Below are 20135 nucleotides of genomic sequence, written 5' to 3' on the forward strand. Positions count from 1 at the left end.
GGACCGCTCAAGCAACCCTGCCACCTCCTCGGAACGCGTTCAACTGATAGCCACCAATCGGATTAACGGCGAAACGGGATATGACCACACAATTTGATCGACAAAAACCGAAAACCCGATCAAGTTGCGACCCAGCCTGAAATGGGGAAACGTCCGGATGGATCGTTTCCCCATTTGCTAATCACCTTGTTTCCTTACTTGTCGGTCACTTGCAGGCCGACCGGCGAGGCAGTCGCCCGGATGCCGGGGTTGTAGTACTGGTACACGACGCTTTGCGGCGTCTGAGCGCGCAGCGGGTATTGCGCAGCCATGTGAACGGAGAAGGTCACCGGCTTGTTCGCCTCGATGCGGTCGAAGTACAGGATGATCTGGCGTCCAGTCAGTTCGAACCGCGTGATCGTCTTCGCCTCGACGAGGCCGATCAGATCGTTCTGATCGACGACGAATCCAGGCGGCACGCCGAGATCGACGACGACCATGTTCGCGTATTTCGCCGGCGGGAGGTTGCGGATCCCCATTCCGACCAGTTCACCGGCAAGCATCACCGGCGGGGTGAACGTGATTTTGACGTCGGCCTTCAGCGTCTCATTGACGGCCAGTTGCGTCCGGTCGTATTTGACCTCGATGTCTAGCGGGCCTTTTTCGGCTCCCTGGCCGCCCCACGGCGTGTAGTGCCAAGCGGAGATGCCGTACATCATCTGTCCCTCGCCTGAAACCTGGAGTTCAACGTCATTGTCACCCGCGCGGACGTACTCCCTGCAGTCAACCTGCTGCATCACGTCCGCATTGTCATCGGTTACCTTGACCGTGCCGGCCTCGGATCCGTTGACGAGGACCTTGATCGTGGCGGAGCCCTTGTGCACCTGGGCGCCCTGCCCGGCGAGAAGCGCTCGGAGGGTGAGGATGGTGGCCTGAGTGCTTCCCCACGTTCCGCTGGGGTCACGTTTGGAGATGAGCCAGTTCAGGGCGCGGCCGACCACGTCGGGATACCGGCCGGATTTGATGCAGGCCAACGCCGCCAGGGCCGTCGTTTCGATGTTGGCTGAGTCGCCTCCCGCGAAAGTAACCGTGGCCTGGCCGGTTTTCCAGTAGGTCATGCCATTCGGGTCATCGGTGCGTTCCTTAACCAGGCGGTCGGTGATTGTTGTGCCGGCGGGGTCGTTGGGGGCGGCGGTGAGCATTGCGTTAGCCAGGATGGCCAGCGCATAGGCGTCAAGCGCTTCGCTCTGGTGAGTCTTGAGGTAGTTGACGCCCTTCCCGGCGGTGCCGGGAGCGCCGTCCACGATGCGGTTGCTCTCGGCCAGCCCCCAGGTCACGTAAGCGGTGGCGAGGAGGTTGCTCTTCCACATCGGTCCGAGACCTTCATCGATATAGTTGGCGTCCGGCGCCCAACTGCCGTCCGGGTTCTGCTGTGACGCTTCCCAGACCTGCGTCCGCGAGAGGACGTTTTTATCGACGTCCCACACGCCGGACATGTCTGCGAATTCCTGCAGGCCGAATGCCGTGAGGACCTTGTTTGCGGGCGGCGTTCCAAACCAGCTGAACCCTCCGCCCTGAACTTCAAAGGAAAGCAGGCGCTGGTAGCCGAGGTTGATGTACTGCTCGGCCTTCATCCGGATTTCGGGTGTTATCTTGTTCGTCCGCTTCATGTAATCCAGAACGAGCACGTTTGGATACGTGGTTGACGAGGTCTGCTCGAAGCAGCCGAACGGCATCCGGAAGATGTTGTCCATACCCTCGACGACGGTGCTGAACACTCCCGGGTAGACCTTCACCAGGATGTTGCTGGCGCCGGCGACGCTGCCCTCCGGAATGCGGACGGTCTGGTGGACCGTTTCGGTGAGGCGACCATTGAACGCCTGCTCGACCCGCTTGCCATTCGGAATGACTTCGACTTCGCGGCGGACGGCGTCCGAACGGGAGGTACCCTGGGCGCGGATCGTCAGTTTCTGGAACCCCAGGCCGGTTACCTTGACGCGGTACTTGACGCCCTTCACCTCGTTCGGCCCGAGGCTCACAGTCTTGGCGGCGTCGTCCATCAACTGGAACCAGCCCTCCTTATCGGCGGTGAGGGTGACTTTCTGCGCGCGAGGCAGGTAGTTGTAGACCGACACGGGCACGGAGACTTCGTCGCCCTGCGTGAGTTGAACGGGGAAGTTGATGTCCACAAAGAAGTCCTGGAATACGCGCATTGGCGCGGTGACGGAGCCCATGGCGCCGTTTCGGGTGGAGGCCATCGCCGTAAGACGCCACGTGGTGATGCTGTCCGCCATCGGCACATCCAACGATGCGCGGCCGTTGTTGTCGGTGATCAGCGAAGGCTGGAACAGCAGGGTTTCCGGGAAGTACTCGCGAACTCGCGCCGGCGCGGCGGTAACGGCGGAGTTGTCTTCCTGATACGCGAACGCTGTCTTGATGCCCTCCGGTACCAGCCTGTTCTTTTCTAATCCCAGGAGCATCGGCATGGGGGCAGCTGCCGGTCGGTCGAAAGCGACGGCGCCATCGACTACCATGCCTCGGCGCACCCCGCCGAAACCACGGCCGCCGAAGCCCCCGCCTCTCGCGGCCCAAGCCATCTGATCGCGGTCCCTGAACATCGTGTCCTTCACGCTCTGGCTGAGCCAAACGTAGATGTCGATATCATCTTCTGTGTGGGCTTTGCCGTCCGGGCCGAACGAGTGGAGGGTGAAGCCGTCTTTGTAAGACTGGCTGACAGCCGAGATGGTATAGTCGTGTTTCCACGGATCAATTGTCTTTGGACGGGCGAGGCGACCGTCCAGAACGAGAACCATCAGCGCGTCGCCGGACAGCGTCGGGTAGGCCTTGTGCGCCTTCTCGTAAGCATTCATTGCCTGTCGGATCGCCTCGGCGTCATCGGCGACGAGGTTGAACCCGCGTTCGCGAGCGGCGGCGAGCTTCGCGGGATATGAATCCGCGAGCATTGCGACGGCATCGTCGCGCCGTGGCAACGACGCGAACAACGCGCCCGCGGCACGCTGGCGGACCGCGCCCACGGCGCCCGTCGGCACCGGACGGACGATCTCGGAAGGCGACATACCGTGGATTTCGTACCGGGGTTCCAGTATCTCCTTTTCCAGGAGGAAATACACCTTCTCCATCCCGGGCTGCATCTCCTGGAGGGCGAAGACGCTCTCATCCACGATACTGACTCCCAGTGCAGACGGGCGCGGACGCCCGTCGGGACCCGTCACGGCGAAACGGACCTTCGCGGGCTCGCCGGGGAGATAGGTTTCCTTATCCGGTGTTGCCGCAATGCGCAGATCATTCGCGGGATCGACGTAGACCACGCGGGTGTCGCGGCGGATATTGCCGTCGTGTCCGATGCGATAAGCGTGAATCTCGAGCGTGCCGGACAGATCGGGCCCGAGGCTGACGGACACTTCCGCGCGCCCGGCCTCGAGTTCGGCCGTCTTGGTCAACACGGTCTGCCGGTTACGCATGATGTCGAAATACACTGGGGATTTGCCCTGCGGGCTGATGGCGGTCAGGTGGAGCGTTTCGCCTACCCTGTTCAGCGCGCCGTCCGCGTGCAGCAGGATCGCCTCAGCGTCCGGTGCGTTGAGCGCCGCAGTAGCCGCGCCGGTAGCGCCATTGGCATCCCTCACCGTGACCTGCAGCCCCTGGGCTGTTGAGGGAACGGAGTAGCGAACCAGCGCGACGCCCGAATCGTCGGTTTCCCCGTCAATCGTGCTCGTGGAGAAACCTCCCCCGAGTGAGAGGTGGTACTGCGTCTTCACCGGCGAGCCGTCGGGAGCGGAGGTCACAATGTACGCCCGGTTCTCCACGTTGGGGACCGGCGTCGGGGACTCCGGTACGATCGTCACCTTGATCGCTTGCGCCGCAACCGGTACGTTGGAGGTCGCCTTCTCATCGTGGTCCGCGGTGTCCGTAACGGTGATCTCCGCCTTCACGAATGCGTTGCCCTGTTCGAGCGGCTGACCGGCGAAGAATTCCGGCAGCTTTTGCTCCACGCGGAAGTGGCCGCTGTTGTCCAGCGTACCGTTGACCTCTGCGAACTGATTGAAACCGGCGTCGAATGTCGAAAGCGCTACCTTAACTGTGCCGGCTACCGGCTTGCCGAAAAAGTACTGGGCGGAAATGGCGCCCGTCAACGTGTCGCCCGGCCGATACCAGGTCTTGTCCGGTTTGAACCCCACCTTATACTTGGGAAGAACGTACCGGTCTACGGTGACGGTCTTCTCCTGGCTCACTCCGGCGATCGTCGCGGTCACCTTGAAGCCGCCCATGTTCAGTTCGTTCGCCAACTGGAAATCGGCGGAAAAGATGCCGTAGGCCGAAGAGCGATCGCGGTGCTTGAAGACCATGTTGCCTTTGCCGTCGCGGACGTCGATAACGCCATCCGCGCCGGCCACGGCGGAACGATCCGGCGAGCTCAGGGCGAGGGCCCGGATGTGGATGACCTGTCCGGGCTGGTAAACGGGCTTATCCGTAGTGAGGAGTACCTGCGCCGACGGCGCGATGGTGATGCCCTGCGTCACGCGATCGCGCTCGCCGAGAGCGACTGTGGTTACGCTGAGGCCGTAGCTGCCGGCCGGCAGGTTAGGCATCCGGAACGAGGCTCCGGCGGTCCCGGACGCGTCCGTCTTGCCCTGGTACACCGTGGTGGCGAAGCCCGGCGAGCCCTTCGGGCCTGGTTCGGCGTTGCGGGTGAGCGTGACCAGAACGGATGCGCCGTTCACCGGGGCCGAATCCTCATGGCGCAACGCCACGACACGCAATGCGGCGACGCTGTTCGGGAGGAACTGGGTCTGGCCGTAGAGGCGGGTATCCAGTTGCGGCGCGGGCGGAATACTGCGGTCCTCCGGTCCCACGACGACTTCCTTGTCTGTCAGCGTGATCGGAACCCGCGCCGCGCGCGAAATCGCCGCAACCGCTTCCTTCGGCGCCACGTCTTTCAGGGTGATGGTCACCGGCCGGGCGCGCCGCAGCGCGTCGGTGTTGTAGGCGATCTCACGGTTGCCCAGCACGACTCCCAGGGAATCCTCGATGGGTGCGCCGCGCAAGTCGAGCGTCAGTCCATCGGTTCGCGCCGCCTGTACGACCGGGCGGTAGGCGGAAGCCGCCAGCAGGGCGAGGCCGATTGGCACCATACAGAGGCTGAATTGAGACCCGCGGTTCATATGCTTTTCTCCTTCATTCCGGAAGTTTCGTACTATGTGACACGCGGGTGCGGCGAGACCTTCAATAGCGCACCATATAATGCTGAGGAAAATTATAGGCGGGGTGTAACTCATTGCCGAGGGGTCGCGTATGGCAACACGGAGGGGGGAACTATGCTGGGACTTTTCGAAGGCAGCCTTGCCATCGGATGTGTTGGGCTTGTGAGTATGGCGGGCCTGCAACTTGGTCATGGCTCAATGGGGCACCACGTCGGCGGCCACGGCCTGGATCTCGGCCACATCGGTGACGCGGGGCACGCCGGCATCGGGCATATCGGTGACGTCGGGCACGCCGGCATCGGGCACATCGGTGACGCCGGGCACGCCGGCATCGGGCACATCGGTGACGCGGGGCACGCCGGCATCGGGCACATCGGTGATGCGGGGCATGCCGGCATCGGCCACGGTGATGTGGCCCACGTTGGGCACGGGGACGCTGCGCAAGCGGGTCACGGCGCGGCGGCGGAACACGTTGTCAAGGCTCCGTTCTGGCTCATACCGTCTCCCATAACCGTTTTCTCGCTGATGATAGGTTTCGGGCTCGCGGGGATCGTGTTCGGCCGTTGGCTGAACCTTCCAATGGAGTGGACCGCCGCGATCGCCGTCGCCAACGCGATTGTCTTCGAGCGGTTCCTGGTCCGCCCCTATTGGGAATGGATATTCCGATTTGCCAGCACACCCGGGACCAACCTCCAGGGCGCGGTCGCCACGAAAGCGATCGCCGTAACCTCATTCAACGCGCGGGGCCGAGGCCTCGTGCGCTTAACGGTGGACGGCCAGGACCGCGACGTCCTTGCTCGCCTGATACCGGGGACCTCGCGCGGACGCGTGCGAAGAGGCGATACGCTCTTCGTGGAACGCGCGGATGAGGACAACAGCGTCCTCGTGTCCAAGCCGGATTCCGTCGCAAACCTATAGGAGAAACGTAGTAATGCAAGACAACATTTGGCCGCTCGTCATCGGCGTAATCGTCTTCCTGTTCGTAGTGCTGCCCGTTATCGCCCAGATGTTTCTCACCCGGGTAGACGCCGGTACCATTCGACTGGTGTCCTGGTATGGCGGCGGCGTCAAGATATACCGTGGACCGGGCAAGGCATGGGAGGTTCCCATCCTGACCACGAGCACCAGCATCCCCAGCAAGGCCATCAACATCGACATCGACATCAATGACCAGACGGCGGACCTGGACGCCAACGGGATTCCAAAGCCTATCAAGGTTCGCGTCCTCGCCTCCGCCATCGTAAGCGTCGGCGACACGGACCAGACCATCCTGACGGCCGCCAACCGCTTCTTCTCGAAGCCGGACATGGAGCAGTTGAGCACCTTGAGCGACCTGCTGAGTTCGGCCGGCCGCCGGGCTGTCAACCTGCTGAACCACGACCAGTTGTACAGCACCCGGACACCGGGCGAGCCCGGCAAAACCGCAACGGTGCCGACGCCGAGCCTGAGCAGCATGCTCCCGCCGGAACAGGAAACCGAGGAAGATGACAGCCTGGCGATCATCATCAAACAGGCGTGTTCCCGCGAGCTTCACGACCTGGGCCTCGTGTTCAACTCGTTGAACATCAAGGAAGTCCAGAGCGAAGTGGCGGAGGCCCGCCGCCGCCAGAGCGCCGTTGAAGCCAAGGCCAACGCCGATATCGTGACCGCCGTTCAGGAGCGGCGCGCCCGTGAAGCGCAGTTGGGTGCCCAGCAGGCGATCTCGGATAAAGAACGCGAACTTGACCAGACGAGGGCGAACAACGCGGCCCTCATCGCCCAGGCTGAAGCGAAGAAGCAGGATAGCCTCGCCGTTCAGCGCACCGCCGAGTTGAGGGCGACCCAGATCGCTCAGGCCACCGCGGACGCGGAGCGCGTGAAGATCGAAGCCGAAGCCCGCGCGATGGCCGAAGCGGTCAGGATCCGCACGGTTGCCGAGGCGCAGGCGGACGCCATCAAGAAGGTCAACGAGGCGGCGGCCGGCGGTGGCATGTACCTTACACTGAAGCAGCTCGAAATGGTGCCGCAGATCGCTCCGGGGATCGCCGATGCGCTGTCGAAGGCGCGGCTGGTCACCTTCAGCGGAGGCGGCGGTGACGGCGCCGCCAGCGAGACGGCCGGAGACATCACCAAGGTCGTCCAGATGATGCTGGCCGCGCAACTTGTGCAGGGATCGATGCAGGACGCCGATGGCGCTCCCGCCCCCGTTGCCCCAGCGGCTCCCGCGCCGCCGCAACCCCGGCCGGCGCCGCGCCCGATGCCTCCGGCACAGTCGTAACTCGATTACCAAAGCGGGCAGGCGGGGAGTCCTTTACGGGCTCCCCGCCTTTTTGGGGTCGCCCCATGGTTCAGCGAATCGGTGAAAGGATGCAGGCATTGTCTATCCCCGCGAGTCGGCAAATAGAGACATTCTTACCTCCAGGCCGCGCCGAGGCTGTGGAACGAGTATTCGGGCCATATTGCCCCCGGTTCGAAAGCCGTCTGAATGGTAGAACTGCATCCATCGCCGGTACTGGCAAGCGCGTTCACAGTCGATGTGGACGACGCCTTGCAGATACGTGAACTCACCCATCACGTGGCGCATCACGTTGGCGCCGAGGCGTGCGCCGCCCTGCGGGAGTTCCTGGCGAACGTGCGGGAGCACTGTACCCGCAAGGATGTCCAGATCGTGGAACTGCCGTCGCTTCTCGTCGCCTACGACCACGGGGGCGGCATCGTGGATTACCACTCGCACAAACCGGACGGTGAAGGCGGATACGGCATTTCGATTATGCGGGCACTTGGCGCGGACTTGCGCGGCTGGGAAGAGGGGACGATGTTCGTGATGGTGGTGTGAGGCAGCGGGAGACGATGGGCGATGAATGCCGGGCTCCTCGGCCGGCATTCATCGCTCATTATTCCCACTCAGGGGTTTGTGTCCAGTCCAGTGGCCTTTCGGGCGATTCGAACGCCATCGATGATATCGATTCCGGGATTCGACGTAGATACGTTCCAGCGCGCGCTGTCGGGCGGGCCTGCTTCCACTCCAGCAGAAATCTGAAGCGCTTTCACGGCGTCGGCAGCAACATAATAGTTTGCCCCGAATTCGTAGGCTCCCATATCAATAACCGCGCCGATGATTCGTGGCTTGCCGTCCAGTTCGTGCTGCCCACCCTCCACAGACGCGTTATCGCCGGCATCGATACAGGGCGATTCGGCCTGCAAGCGGAAGTCTCCGTCGGTCTGGCTGCCGAACAGCGGATCCTCGCTGATGTTGCCGTCGGTCCCGGTTGGGTCTGGGATGGTCCAGTAGTTGGTGAAGGTATTGCCGTAGAAATCGTTATACGAGAGAGTGGCGTGACTAGCGCTAATGCCGATGCGATTGAAAGCCACAATGCAGTTGGTGACTGTCGCCGAGGCCGAGGACGAGCTAACGGTGATGCCGTTGGAGAATCCTGCGATGGTACTGCTGGCGATGCGCGCCGTGCCCGCGAGCACGTTGATGCCGTCTTTGGCGCTTCCGATGACTGCGCAGTTGGAGACGTTCACCGAGCCGTAGTGTACGTAGACGCCTCTCGACGCCCCACCACCAATGGTGCAGTAGGCGACGTTCGCCGTGCCATAGTCCACGTTGATCCCATAGCCATCGGCGGAGGTTGCGCTGATCGAGCAGTTGGCGATGGTCATGATGCCGGAAGGCACGGAAATTCCATTGGCACTGTTGCGGACAGTAAAGCCATCCAGCGCGCTTCCCACGAACTGCGACGTCACTACGCTGGAACTTGTGGTTCCGCCGCCATCCAGTACGGAGATATTCGTCTTCCAGTCTCGTTGAAGCTTGAAGGTCTCTGTTCCCGCCCATCCGCCGAAGACGCTTACGCCCGGAGGGACGCTCACGTTCTCCCGGTATACTCCGCTCGCTATCCACAACTCGTCCGTTCCCTTCGCAACGACTATCGCTCCCCCGATGGTCTTCTTGGCGTTGCCCCACGAGGTCCCATCGTTCCCGTCGTCTCCCGTGGGTTTGACAAACCAGGTGCGGGATGGAACCGTCCAGGCCGTTCCGTCGCTCTCGTCGGAACCGATATCCACATGGGCTCCGATGATCCGTGGCTGACCGTCGATGTCGGTCCAGCCCGGTTGAGCCACGGCATCGTCTCCGGTGTCAACGCACGGTGAACGGGGTTGTATGTGAATGTCGTGGTACGAGTTGGTTAACTTCGGATCCTGACTAATATTTCCCGCGGAACCGGATGGATCAGTGACGTTGATGAAGTTGGCGGCGGCGCTGCCATACACGTCGCTGTGTGACAAGGTAACGGGTTGGAAGCGGTCGCTGCGAGAGATGCCGGCTCCGTTGAACGCCACGATGCAGTTTGTGAGCGTCGCCCCGCCCGAGTATACGTTAACTGCAAGGGAGTTGGCGCAGATGGTGCAATTGATGGCTGTTACCGAGCTGTCGATGTACAGCGAGATGCCGGTGGAGGAGTTGCCGCTGATGATGGAGTTCGTGATGGCAGCCCGGCCGTGGTTCCCATAGACTCCGTAAATGCAACCGCTGATGGCACTATTGGCGACCGTCGTGGCACCTCCGCTGTAAACGTATACGCCCCTTCGACCGTTGCGGATGGTGAACCCGTCCACCACGGTATCCTGGGAGTATGACGTGATCGTGTCGGTGGTGGCGCTACCGTTGCCGTCCACTATGGTGACGTTGGTCTTCCAGTTTCGTTGGATGCGCTCGGTTTCGGTGCCCGCGAACCCGCCGTACAACGGGACGCCGCTCCTGAGGACGATGGCTTCGACGTAGGCCGGAGCAGCGGGTGCCGAACCGGCCACCCACACTTCGTCGCCGCTTAGCGCTGAGTCGATGCCAGCCTGGACCGACTTGAATGCGGTCGGCCAGGAGGCGCCATCGGTAATGATGCCAGGCGCATTTTTGTTCACGTAGACTACCTTCCCCCAAGCGGCCGTGGGGAGCAGGAGAGCGAGGGGGAGCGCGCGGATTACCGCGCGGAGCGGCTGCGGGGTGCAGATGTACGGCACTATTGGACTCCTTCGTCTTCGGTAGGGCTGTTCGGTCTGATGCTGTCCAGTTGCCGTCATTATATCACAGGCAGGGCGACGCCCTCCGCTCGAATCATCTGTTCGCCGGCTGGCAGAACACCCCAGGGCAACCGCTATTGCGGTCGTGCTATCATGACGGCGCGCCGGGCCATCCCAACCGCGCGCCAAACCCACCCATGAAAATCACCTCGATTACACCCTATCTGATTCACGTTCCCATTCCGGAAGGCTTCCGCACGCAGAGCGGCGCCGGTTATCGCCTGGCCCGCCAAATGTGTCTCATCGAAGTCACGACCGACGACGGCATCACGGGCTACGGCTCCTGCTCCGATGCGTACGATCTGGATGTCTGCTCGGCCGTGGTGAACAAGGTCCTGCAGCCGGAGTATATCGGGCGCGATCCGTTTCAGACCGAGAAGATGTGGGAGACCCTTTACTACGGCTCCCTGATGCGCACATTGGGCTCGCGCAGCGTGGGCATCGCCGCTCTGTCCGGCATCGATATCGCGCTCTGGGACATCAAGGGGAAGGCGCTGGGGATCCCCCTGTACCAGCTGTTCGGGGGATTCGCACAGGACTCGGTTCGCCCGTACGCGTCTTCATTCCCGTGGCACATGGATCCACATCAGGCCGTCGAGGAGGCGCAGCGGAGGTCGCGCGAGGGCTTCACGGCGATCAAGATCAAGATCGGCGACGACCCCGAACGCGAATTGCGCATCATCGAGGAAGTTCGCGAAGCGCTACCGGATATGGACATTCTGGTGGACGCCGATATGGCGTTTCGCGTGGATAACGCCATCCGCATGGCCCGCGAGATGGAAGGCTTCGGCATCTACTGGTTTGAAGAGCCGATCAGCATCGACGACATCGACGGCCACGTCCGCCTGAGCCAGAGCACGGACATCCGGATCGCATCCGGTGAGAACCTTTACACGCGCTTCCCGTTCCGCGACCTTCTCGCCGCACAGGGGATCCAGGTTGCACAGGCCGATGTCGCCCGGGCGGGCGGATTCACCGAGGTCCGGAAGATCGCGGCGATGGCCGCGTCGTTCAATGCGCTTTGGGCGCCTCATACATCCGGCGACATCGTCACGACTGTCGCGAACCTGCACCTGGTGGCCGCGACCGCCAACGCCCCCATTCTGGAACTGGATGTCACGTACAATCCACTGATGGGGGACCTCGCGCCGGACTCCCTCAAATGGCACGAGGGGAACCTCTTACCGCCGGACAGACCGGGCCTTGGCCTGCAGATAGATATGGACTGGGTCCGCGGCCACCCGTACAGCGGCGAGCCCTACATCAGCCTCGGAATGCGGCCGGTATAACCTGGTGATTGCCCTGCAAATTTTGGCACTCTGCTTGACGGAGTGCCAAGACGTGTGGTAAAATCCGGATGTAAACAACCGGCACGACAGCGCCGGAGATCTTCTAACCAGGGAGGTTTTCAAAAATGTCGAATCTCAACCGCGCGGGTAACAGTCCGGCCCGCATCACCGTTTCCCCCGCTGCCCGTCTCATCAACGGACCCGACTTCGGCGACCTTCGCCGAAACATGGACGACTTGTTCGGTAGATGGTTCGGGGAAATTCCGTTTTCGCCTTTCAGCGTAACTCCAAGCACCATCCAGCCTGCGGTGGATATCTTGGAGACGCCGGAGGCGTACGTGCTCTGTGCAACGCTACCGGGCATCAACCGGGACGATCTTGACCTGGAAGTGACCGGCGACACCATCACCATTCAGGGAGAGCGAAAGGCTCGCGAGGAAGATAAGAACGAAATTTACCACGTTCGGAATATCGGCTTCGGCACCTTCCGGATCGCCTACACCCTGCCGGCGCACATCGATGCTTCCGGCGTGAAGGCCGACTACAAGGATGGCGTTCTCGAGGTTACTCTGCCGAAGGTGGAGACCGCGAAGACCCGGTCGATCAAGGTGAGCGTCGGATAAGGCGCGATTTCCGACGCCTGATGCTTACGGGGAAGCGGAGAATCCTTTTCCGCTTCCCCGTTCTGTCAACCGCTCCCAGCACTCGGGAGCGTCCCGATTCGTGCTCGCGGGGTGTGCTATACTATTAATCGTTGTTATCGCCTAGTGCCGTTGGAGGTCCCTGTATTGGCAACCGGAAAAGTGCTCCAGATCATCGGGCCGGTGGTGGATGTGATGTTCCCGTCCGACGCCCTGCCCGAGATTCAGAACGCCGTGATTATCCCGCTTGCGTCTGACGCCAGCGGCGGTTCCACCGGCCCCCGCGAACTAGTCGTCGAAGTGGCCCAGATGCTCGGAAACGACGTCGTACGCTGCGTGTCGATGGGCAGCACCGATGGCCTTGTTCGAGGCATGAAAGCCGTCGATACCGGCGGGCCCATCACCGTCCCCGTTGGTCCGAAAACGCTGGGCCGCGTCTGGAACCTGCTGGGCGAGCCGATTGACGAGCGGGGTCCCGCCGAGACGACGCAGCGCAATCCGATCCACCGCCAGGCTCCCTCCTATTCCGAGCAGTCCACCAGCACAGAGCAGTTCGAGACGGGCATCAAGGTTGTTGACCTCCTGTGCCCGTACGCCCGCGGCGGCAAGATCGGCCTGTTTGGCGGGGCGGGCGTCGGCAAGACCGTCCTGATCACCGAACTGATCCGCAACATCGCCCAGGAGCATGGCGGCTACTCCGTTTTCGCCGGCGTTGGCGAGCGCACCCGCGAAGGCAACGACCTCTGGCTGGAAATGCAGGAGAGCGGGGTTATCGATAAGACCGCCATGGTCTTCGGCCAGATGAACGAGCCGCCGGGCGCCCGCCAGCGCGTCGCGCTTTCGGCGCTGACGATGGCGGAATATTTCCGGGATGTGGAGGAGCGCGACGTCCTCCTCTTCGTGGACAACATCTTCCGATTCACGCAGGCAGGTTCCGAGGTTTCCGCGCTCCTCGGCCGGATGCCAAGCGCTGTTGGGTACCAGCCGACGCTGGCAACCGAGATGGGCGCGCTGCAGGAACGCATCACGTCCACAAGCAAAGGCTCGGTCACTTCCATTCAGGCGATCTACGTCCCGGCCGATGACCCGACGGACCCGGCGCCGGCCACGACGTTCGCCCACCTGGACGCGACGACATATCTGGAGCGGCGCATTGCCGAGCTGGGTATCTATCCGGCCGTCGACCCGCTGGTCTCGACCAGCCGCATCCTGGACCCGCGAATCGTTGGCGAGGAGCATTACCGCGTGGCCCGCGGCGTTCAGCGGATTCTGCAACGCTACAAGGAACTCCAGGACATCATCGCGATCCTCGGGGCGGACGAATTGAGCGACGATGACAAGATCACTGTCTCGCGGGCCCGAAAACTCCAGCGCTTCCTGGGCCAGCCGTTCTTTGTGGCGGAGGTCTTCACCGGCGTTTCCGGTCAGTTCGTAACTATCGGGGACACCGTGAAGGGATTTGCGGAGATATTGGACGGCAAGCACGACGACCTTCCCGAGCAGGCATTCTTCAACGTTGGAAGTATCGAGCAAGCCGTCGAAAAGGCGAAGACTCTCCAGGTGGACTAACGGCCCATGCCCGATAAGTTTCAGTTGACAGTAGTGACGCCGGAGAGGACGGTCCTCGATGCGCAGGTGGTGTCCGTTATGGCCCCCGGCGGCGATGGCTATTTCGGCGTTCTCGCCCATCACGCCCCGATGCTCGCCGAGGTGGGCGTGGGACGCCTGACGGCGACTGATGAAGCGGACTCCGTGACCGTGATGGCCGTTTCCGGCGGCTTCGCCGAGGTGCGCAACAACACCATGACGGTACTGGCGGACTCCGCGGAGCTTCGTCACGACATCGATGTCGCCCGCGCGGAAGAGGCCCTCAAGCGGGCGCGTCTGAGGTTGGGCGAGCGGTCAGCGGACATCGATATTTCGCGGGCTGAGGCGGCCCTTTCCAGAGCGCTCAATCGCGTGGACACGGCCCGGCGCTGACGAGCGTTTGAGGGCAGGATATAGAGAATGGAACCTATAGGTACAACTTCGGACTACAAATACGTAGCGTTCTTCATCATCCTCGGTATCGCGTTCATCGCGATCACCTTGATGCTGTCCTACGCGGTTCGCCGCCGAAGCCGGTTGGATGAGTCCGTCGCCCGCGGGACGACCTACGAGTGCGGCGAGGCGCCCGTTGGGACGGCCTGGACGCAATTTCACGTTGGATATTACATCTTTGCCCTGCTGTTCGTGGTGTTTGACATTGATACGGTGTTTCTGGCCCCCTGGGCGCTTGTGATGCGCAATCTGCACTCCATGGGCCTGGGCTGGATGGGCGTTGCCGAGGGCGCCGTCTTTGTCGCCCTTCTGGGCGTTGGTTGGCTGTATGCGCTGAGGAAGGGTGTGTTCAAGTGGACCTGATTCGTATCGATCCCGCGGAGCAATCGCCATTTCAGCGCGCCGGCAGCGCGGCGCCCGCCATGGGCGGTGCGACGAAGATCATTCAGACCGGCGTCGATGCCCTGTTCAACTGGGCGCAGTCCAACAGCATCTGGCCCCTCACGTTCGGCCTGGCCTGTTGCGCTATCGAGATGATGGCCACGGGCGCCGCCAAGTACGATCTGGACCGTTTTGGGATCTTCTTCCGCGCCACCCCGAGGCAGGCCGACTGCATGATCGTGGCGGGCACCGTCACGAAGAAAATGGCGCCGCGCGTCAAACTGCTCTACGATCAAATGACGGAGCCGAAATGGGTCATCGCCATGGGGGCGTGCGCCACGGCGGGGGGGCCATACTTCGACTCCTATGCCGTCCTGAAAGGGGTTGACCTTGTCGTGCCGGTGGACGTATACGTCGCCGGCTGCCCGCCGCGCCCCGAAGCGCTGCTGAACGGCATTTTGAAGCTTCAGGATCATATTCGGACTCGGAAATACTTCGCCACTTCCCAGGAGCGCCACGAGTCCGGCGCACCGCCCATCGTGGTGGATGAAGAGGGGCGCGTGTTGACGGAAGACGAAGCGCGCCAGTTCCGCAACGCCGCTTAGCCGGGAGCCGCGTAACGCGGCCTCATCGCTTGACGGCATAGTACCGAGCCAATGAACGACGAAACACAAAACAGCGTTAGCCCCGACGCCGGGACACCCGCGCCGGGCAGCGAGCCCAGAAAGAAGGTCAGCGCCCGCGAGATGATGGCGCTGCGCAAGGCCGCCGAGGAAGGCGACGCCGATGCTCAGGCCACACTGGCCGCCATGAAATCGGCTGCTCCGGCCCCGCCATTAACGCCCCCGGCGCCCGCCGCGCCTCCTGCGGAAGGCGAGCCCAGGAAGAAGGTCAGCGCCCGCGAGATGATGGCGCTGCGCAAGGCCGCCGAGGAAGGCGACGCCGAAGCTCAGGCCACACTGGCCGCGATGAAATCGGCTGCTCCGGCCGCCCCGGTGGTTCCTCCGGCACCCGCCGCGCCTCCTGCGGAAGGCGAGCCCAGGAAGAAGGTCAGCGCCCGCGAGATGATCGCGCTGCGCAAGGCCGCCGAGGAGGGCGACGTCGAGGCTCAGGCTAAACTGGCCGCCATGAAGAGCGGTGCGCCGGCGGCCGTCCCGCCCGCGGTTTCTCCCGCGGCGCCTGTGGCCGCCGCGCCCGCCCCGGCGCCGGCGGCGCCGAGACCCGCACCTCCGGCCGCGCCAGCGCCCCCAACCATGACGCCCGAGCAGGAAGCTTTGATCGGCGGCTTCCGCGAGCGATTCGGACCCGCCATCCTGGACACTGGCCTGTCGGTCAAGACACCTCGCGTGACGGTCGAGGCATCGCGGATTGCGGATGTCGCGGCGTACTGCAAGGAGCAGGGCTTCAATTTCCCGGACACCGTGACCGCCGTGGACCTGATCGCCGAGGGTAAATTCCGCGTGGTCTACGTGTTAAGCAACGTCTCGGACCTCACGAAGTCGGTGATTCTGCACGCCGAATTACCGCGTACCGGGGCGCCGTCCCTGCCGACTGTCACCCATCTCTATGGGGGGGCCGATTGGGACGAGCGCGAGATCTGGGATCTGTTCGGGATCGTGTTTGAGGGGCATCCCGACCTGCGGCGCATTATGACGCCGGACGACTGGGAGGGGCATCCCCTCCGCAAGGATTATACGTTCATTGACTGACCCCGGTACGTTGGGCCTCCGTGCCCGACTGGCAAATACCGGGTACGCGGGCCCCGCCTGGCGGGCTTGCGGAGGACTTTATTAGATGCCGTTGCTGGATACCGAGCCCGGCGAGCGCGCCGGCGAACTCTATGTGAATATGGGGCCGCAGCACCCAAGCACGCACGGCGTGCTCCGCCTGATGGTCCGCCTCGAAGGCGAGGTCATCACTGAATGCACCCTCCACATGGGTTATCTGCATCGCGGCAGTGAGAAACTGGCGGAGAAGCGCACCTATCCGCAATACGTTACCCTGACGGACCGCGACGACTACCTCGCCGCGATGATGAACAACCAGGTGTACGTTCAGGCCGTTGAGAGGCTGATGAACCTGGAGGTTCCGGAGCGGGCGGAATACCTCCGCGTCATCGTGATGGAACTCAACCGCATTTCGTCGCACCTCGTCTGGCTCGGAACATTCGCGATGGACCTTGGCGCGCAGACCGTCTTCCTCTATTGCTTCCGCGAACGCGAGCATCTGATGCGGATGTTCGAGGAGATCTGCGGCGCTCGCATGACGTTCTCGTACATGCGTATCGGCGGGGTCGCTTGGGATATTCCGGATGAGTCGTGGGGGCAGAACATACGCCACTGGCTGAACGGATCGGGGCGGTACGCCGTCGATGCCGGCGGCGATGCGGCGCACGGCGGGTTCCCGGTCCTGATGGACGAGTGCGATCGCCTGCTTACCGGCAATCAGATATTCCTCTTCCGGACACAGGGGGTTGGCGTCCTTCCGCTGGACAAGGCGATCGATCTCAGCTGTTCCGGCCCGATGATCCGCGGCTCCGGCCTCGACTTCGATGTCCGGCGCGCGGAGCCATACTCCGTCTACGATCGTTTTGAATTCGACATCCCCACGCGGCCCGAGGGCGACTGCTTCGCGCGCTATCTCGTCCGTCTTGAGGAGATGCGACAGTCGCGCCGCATCCTGTTGCAGGCACTGGATCAGATTCCCGAGGGCCCGATCATGGGCAAGGTGGGCAAGATGATCAAGCCGCCGGCGGGCGAAGCGTACAGTCGCGTGGAGAGCCCGCGTGGATTGCTGGGCGGCTATCTGGTGAGCGACGGCAAGAGCCAGAGCCCCTATCGCTATCACGTTCGCGCGCCTTCGTTCTGCAACCTGAAGGCGATGTCCCCGATGGCGATCGGCTGGAAGATCGCCGACACAATCGCCATCCTCGGGAGCATCGACATCGTCCTCGGCGACGTCGACCGATAGGCGGACTGAAGGAAATAGGGAAACGAGGAAATGATCCGGTCATTTCCCCATTTCCCCATCGCCTCATTTCCTTTTCATTCGGAAGATGAGACCAGGTTTCACAACGCTGTCGGGGCTTATTAACGAGGGCCTGAAGCACTATCACCTTGAACAGGGGGTGAAGGCGGCGCAGGCGGTCAACGTGTGGGACCGCGTCGCGGGACCTGCCGTTGCGTCGGTTACCCGGGCCGACATCGTGCGTGACGGCGTCCTCTGGGTGTTTACGCCGTCCAGCGCGTGGTCGCAGGAACTGTCGATGCTCCGCCCGAACCTGATCGCCGGGATCAACGCCGCGATCGGTATCGAGGCAGTCACCGATATCCGATTTCGCGTGAAGCGCCTCCCGACGCGAAGGCCGGACGAACCGGCGCCCGACCGGTTGCCGAAGACGCTTACCGCGGACGAGAGAAAGCTGGTGGCGGACCTTGCGGCGCGCCTGGAACCGGACGCCGGCGCGGTGATCGGCGGGCTGGCCGAGCGCATGATGGCGCGGCCGGATCGGTCGGGAATATGCCCTGTCTGCTCGGGCCCAATGGATCCGGGGCGCGACCGCTGCCCATTCTGCTCTCGTTAAGCCTGCTAGGGCCACGCTTGTGGAGACTCAATTTCGATGATATGGGACCTTGACGCGTGGCATTGGGTGCTTTGGAACGTCTTCCTCGCCGCCATCCCGGTGGTTACGGGGTACGTGATCTCCATCGGCGCCACCCAGTTTTCGATCCGCCGCCGCACGATCCCCCTGGCGGCATGGCTGCCGCTCCTGGCCGTCTGGTTCGTGTTTCTGCCGAACACGTGCTACCTCCTCACGGAGTGGCGCCACTTCCTGATGGACGACCAGATGCCGAGCCTGCTCGCCCGTGCGGACCAGGACCCGGCCGAGATGCTGAACGTGGCGAAATGGGGGCTGTTCTTCCTGCTCTACAGCGGCATCGGCGCGGCCGCGTTCATCCTGGCCATACGGCCGATCCACCAACTGCTGCGCCGCCTCCGTGTGCCGGGCTGGATACCGGGCGCGCCGTTCTTCTTCCTAATGTCCTTCGGCGTTTACCTGGGCCTCATCGTCCGTTTGAACTCGTGGGATATTCTGCACCGACCCTTCCACGTGTGGGACGAGACGGTCCAGGCGTTTGGCCGCTTCCGCCTGATGGAGGCGGTCGTCGTCTTCGCCGTGCTGCTCTGGCTGCTGTACTGGCTCGGCGACCTGATCGCCGACGGCCTTGCCTATCGCGTGAAACAGCGATCCGGCGCGCCCGGATCGGTTCATCAGGGGGAAACCATAAATGTGGAACAGCAGTGACCTGGCAAGGCTCTCGGATCTCGAGACGCGCTGTGCGTCGTTTGAGAACCCGCGCGGAAAGCGTGGCGGCGGCGGCACCGCGGCTTCCAACCTCGGCCCCGGCCGCAAGGGGTTCGCGCAGAAATCGCTGGACCCGGGCGAGGAAGTCGAGTTGTGCGTCGCGGAGGGAAGCGGCCAGATCCGCCACATCTGGATGACGTGCATGCTGGACCCGCGGCGCCTTCGGGGCCTGGTGATCCGTGCCTGGTGGGACGGTATGCCCCATCCCAGCGTGGAATGCCCGATCGGAGACTTCTTCGGATGCGCCCACGGCCGCACTCCGCACTTCGTGAACGCCATGCAGAGCATGCAGGAGGGTTCCGGCCTGAACGCGTACTTCCCGATGCCGTTCTCCAATGGCTGCCGCATCACCCTCACCAACGAAGGCCCGGAAGCCACCGATATGGTCTTCTATTACGTGGATTACACCCTGGGCGATGCGGTGACGCCGGATATGGGACGGTTCCACGCCGCATTTCGCCGCGAAAATCCCACCACCCGGAAGTGTGATTTCCAGATACTGCCGGCGCGCAATGGCAAGGGCCGCTTCCTCGGCTGCACTGTCGGCGTTCGCGTGCTGGAACCGGATTGGTGGGGCGAAGGCGAGTTCAAGGCATACCTGGACGGCGACACCACCCTTCCCACCATCTGCGGCACCGGCGCGGAGGACTACGCCTGCTCCGCGTGGGGTATCGGCCAGCATTTCGCCCTGTACGCCGGCTGCCCGTTTGTCGCCTCCGTGTCGCCGCAGTACAACCTCGTTTCGTTCTACCGCTTCCACATCCCTGACCCGCTTTTCTTTCACACGGACATCCGCGTGGAAATGCAGCAGTTGGGCGGTGGCATCGATGAGAACGGGCAGGGGGTACTCGCGGAGCGGCAGGACGACTGGTGCGCCGCCGCGTTCTGGTATCAGGACGGCAACGAACCGCTGCCGCTGATGCCGGACTATGAAGCCCGAGTGGCCGACCTCGGCCCCGTGGAAGGCGAGCCGGAGTACCAGCGGACGGGGAAGTGAGAGGCGCCGCAAAGTAGCGCGGGCGCCCTCGCCCGTTCACGTAGCGCGGGCGCCCTCGCCCGCTAAATCGCAACCGCCAATTGCTACCGGACACATCCGATGGAACCCGACCCCAAATCCGCACCTCGCACCCCAAGTGCGGCCAAACTGGACCGG

Annotated in this window: 16 protein-coding genes; 14 read left to right on the top strand and 2 right to left on the bottom strand. The window is 63.0% G+C overall.

All coding sequences use genetic code 11. From position 1 onward, the window contains the following. Window positions 1-194: 194 nt before the first annotated feature. Window positions 195-5162, bottom strand: a complete 4968-nt coding sequence (locus tag VGM51_09865) for an alpha-2-macroglobulin family protein (GenBank protein ID HEY3413345.1) — start codon at window positions 5160-5162, stop codon at window positions 195-197. Window positions 5163-5315: 153 nt separating this feature from the next. On the opposite strand from VGM51_09865, the gene VGM51_09870 reads away from it, so the two are divergent. The 3 genes from VGM51_09870 to VGM51_09880 all read left to right on the top strand — a co-directional run bounded on the left by VGM51_09870 (window position 5316) and on the right by VGM51_09880 (window position 8016). Then, entirely contained in the window at window positions 5316-6119 is an 804-nt protein-coding gene (locus tag VGM51_09870; protein HEY3413346.1) for a hypothetical protein, read from the top strand. A 13-nt stretch (window positions 6120-6132) separates the two neighbouring features. Then, window positions 6133-7458 carry a hypothetical protein gene (locus VGM51_09875; GenBank protein ID HEY3413347.1) on the top strand — a complete coding sequence of 442 codons (1326 nt, stop codon included), beginning with the start codon at window positions 6133-6135 and terminating at the stop codon, window positions 7456-7458. Between the two features lie 207 nt (window positions 7459-7665). Then, on the top strand, window positions 7666-8016 hold the full coding sequence (locus VGM51_09880; GenBank protein HEY3413348.1) for a hypothetical protein: 351 nt from the start codon (window positions 7666-7668) through the stop codon (window positions 8014-8016). Between the two features lie 68 nt (window positions 8017-8084). On the opposite strand, the gene VGM51_09885 is transcribed toward VGM51_09880, so the two are convergent. Continuing rightward, window positions 8085-10205, bottom strand: coding sequence for a right-handed parallel beta-helix repeat-containing protein (locus tag VGM51_09885; protein ID HEY3413349.1), 2121 nt, complete (start codon window positions 10203-10205; stop codon window positions 8085-8087). Between the two features lie 197 nt (window positions 10206-10402). Between VGM51_09885 and VGM51_09890 the strand changes: the two genes are divergently transcribed. The 11 genes from VGM51_09890 (at window position 10403) to VGM51_09940 (ending at window position 19979) form a co-directional block, all read left to right on the top strand. Then, complete coding sequence (locus VGM51_09890) at window positions 10403-11554, top strand: mandelate racemase/muconate lactonizing enzyme family protein (GenBank protein HEY3413350.1); 1152 nt, start codon at window positions 10403-10405, stop codon at window positions 11552-11554. Between the two features lie 125 nt (window positions 11555-11679). Next, window positions 11680-12177, top strand: a complete 498-nt coding sequence (locus tag VGM51_09895) for an Hsp20/alpha crystallin family protein (protein HEY3413351.1) — start codon at window positions 11680-11682, stop codon at window positions 12175-12177. A gap of 165 nt (window positions 12178-12342) precedes the next feature. Then, window positions 12343-13764 (top strand): F0F1 ATP synthase subunit beta, encoded by a 1422-nt coding sequence (atpD, locus tag VGM51_09900; GenBank protein ID HEY3413352.1) that lies wholly within the window; start codon window positions 12343-12345, stop codon window positions 13762-13764. A gap of 6 nt (window positions 13765-13770) precedes the next feature. Further along, window positions 13771-14175 carry a F0F1 ATP synthase subunit epsilon gene (locus tag VGM51_09905; protein ID HEY3413353.1) on the top strand — a complete coding sequence of 135 codons (405 nt, stop codon included), beginning with the start codon at window positions 13771-13773 and terminating at the stop codon, window positions 14173-14175. Window positions 14176-14202: 27 nt separating this feature from the next. Beyond that, complete coding sequence (locus VGM51_09910; GenBank protein HEY3413354.1) at window positions 14203-14598, top strand: NADH-quinone oxidoreductase subunit A; 396 nt, start codon at window positions 14203-14205, stop codon at window positions 14596-14598. A 59-nt stretch (window positions 14599-14657) separates the two neighbouring features. Further along, the gene (locus VGM51_09915; protein HEY3413355.1) at window positions 14658-15221 is read left to right on the top strand and encodes an NADH-quinone oxidoreductase subunit B family protein; all 564 of its coding nucleotides are present in this window, start codon (window positions 14658-14660) and stop codon (window positions 15219-15221) included. Between the two features lie 51 nt (window positions 15222-15272). Then, window positions 15273-16325 carry an NADH-quinone oxidoreductase subunit C gene (locus VGM51_09920; protein ID HEY3413356.1) on the top strand — a complete coding sequence of 351 codons (1053 nt, stop codon included), beginning with the start codon at window positions 15273-15275 and terminating at the stop codon, window positions 16323-16325. A gap of 85 nt (window positions 16326-16410) precedes the next feature. Continuing rightward, the gene (locus VGM51_09925) at window positions 16411-17586 is read left to right on the top strand and encodes an NADH-quinone oxidoreductase subunit D (protein HEY3413357.1); all 1176 of its coding nucleotides are present in this window, start codon (window positions 16411-16413) and stop codon (window positions 17584-17586) included. An 85-nt stretch (window positions 17587-17671) separates the two neighbouring features. Next, a complete protein-coding gene (locus VGM51_09930) occupies window positions 17672-18199 on the top strand; it encodes a DUF721 domain-containing protein (protein ID HEY3413358.1) in 528 nt (175 codons plus the stop codon). Window positions 18200-18235: 36 nt separating this feature from the next. Beyond that, on the top strand, window positions 18236-18922 hold the full coding sequence (locus tag VGM51_09935) for a DUF1361 domain-containing protein (GenBank protein HEY3413359.1): 687 nt from the start codon (window positions 18236-18238) through the stop codon (window positions 18920-18922). Next, a complete protein-coding gene (locus VGM51_09940) occupies window positions 18906-19979 on the top strand; it encodes a glycoside hydrolase family 172 protein (GenBank protein HEY3413360.1) in 1074 nt (357 codons plus the stop codon). The genes VGM51_09935 and VGM51_09940 overlap by 17 nt, the downstream gene beginning before the upstream one ends. Window positions 19980-20135: the final 156 nt, after the last annotated feature.

The organism is Armatimonadota bacterium (assembly GCA_036504095.1).
GTDB lineage: Bacteria > Armatimonadota > DTGP01 > JAKQQT01 > JAKQQT01 > DASXUL01.

Excerpts from the sequence above, each read along its gene's own strand:
- VGM51_09915 (HEY3413355.1), top strand. The coding sequence starts at position 14,658 with ATGGGCGGTGCGACGAAGATCATTCAGACCGGCGTCGATGCCCTGTTC.
- VGM51_09930 (HEY3413358.1), top strand. The coding sequence starts at position 17,672 with ATGAGACCAGGTTTCACAACGCTGTCGGGGCTTATTAACGAGGGCCTG.
- VGM51_09870 (HEY3413346.1), top strand. The coding sequence starts at position 5,316 with ATGCTGGGACTTTTCGAAGGCAGCCTTGCCATCGGATGTGTTGGGCTT.
- VGM51_09920 (HEY3413356.1), top strand. The coding sequence starts at position 15,273 with ATGAACGACGAAACACAAAACAGCGTTAGCCCCGACGCCGGGACACCC.
- VGM51_09935 (HEY3413359.1), top strand. The coding sequence starts at position 18,236 with ATGATATGGGACCTTGACGCGTGGCATTGGGTGCTTTGGAACGTCTTC.
- VGM51_09895 (HEY3413351.1), top strand. The coding sequence starts at position 11,680 with ATGTCGAATCTCAACCGCGCGGGTAACAGTCCGGCCCGCATCACCGTT.
- VGM51_09925 (HEY3413357.1), top strand. The coding sequence starts at position 16,411 with ATGCCGTTGCTGGATACCGAGCCCGGCGAGCGCGCCGGCGAACTCTAT.
- VGM51_09865 (HEY3413345.1), bottom strand. The coding sequence starts at position 5,162 with ATGAACCGCGGGTCTCAATTCAGCCTCTGTATGGTGCCAATCGGCCTC.
- VGM51_09880 (HEY3413348.1), top strand. The coding sequence starts at position 7,666 with ATGGTAGAACTGCATCCATCGCCGGTACTGGCAAGCGCGTTCACAGTC.
- VGM51_09905 (HEY3413353.1), top strand. The coding sequence starts at position 13,771 with ATGCCCGATAAGTTTCAGTTGACAGTAGTGACGCCGGAGAGGACGGTC.
- VGM51_09910 (HEY3413354.1), top strand. The coding sequence starts at position 14,203 with ATGGAACCTATAGGTACAACTTCGGACTACAAATACGTAGCGTTCTTC.
- VGM51_09875 (HEY3413347.1), top strand. The coding sequence starts at position 6,133 with ATGCAAGACAACATTTGGCCGCTCGTCATCGGCGTAATCGTCTTCCTG.
- VGM51_09940 (HEY3413360.1), top strand. The coding sequence starts at position 18,906 with ATGTGGAACAGCAGTGACCTGGCAAGGCTCTCGGATCTCGAGACGCGC.
- VGM51_09890 (HEY3413350.1), top strand. The coding sequence starts at position 10,403 with ATGAAAATCACCTCGATTACACCCTATCTGATTCACGTTCCCATTCCG.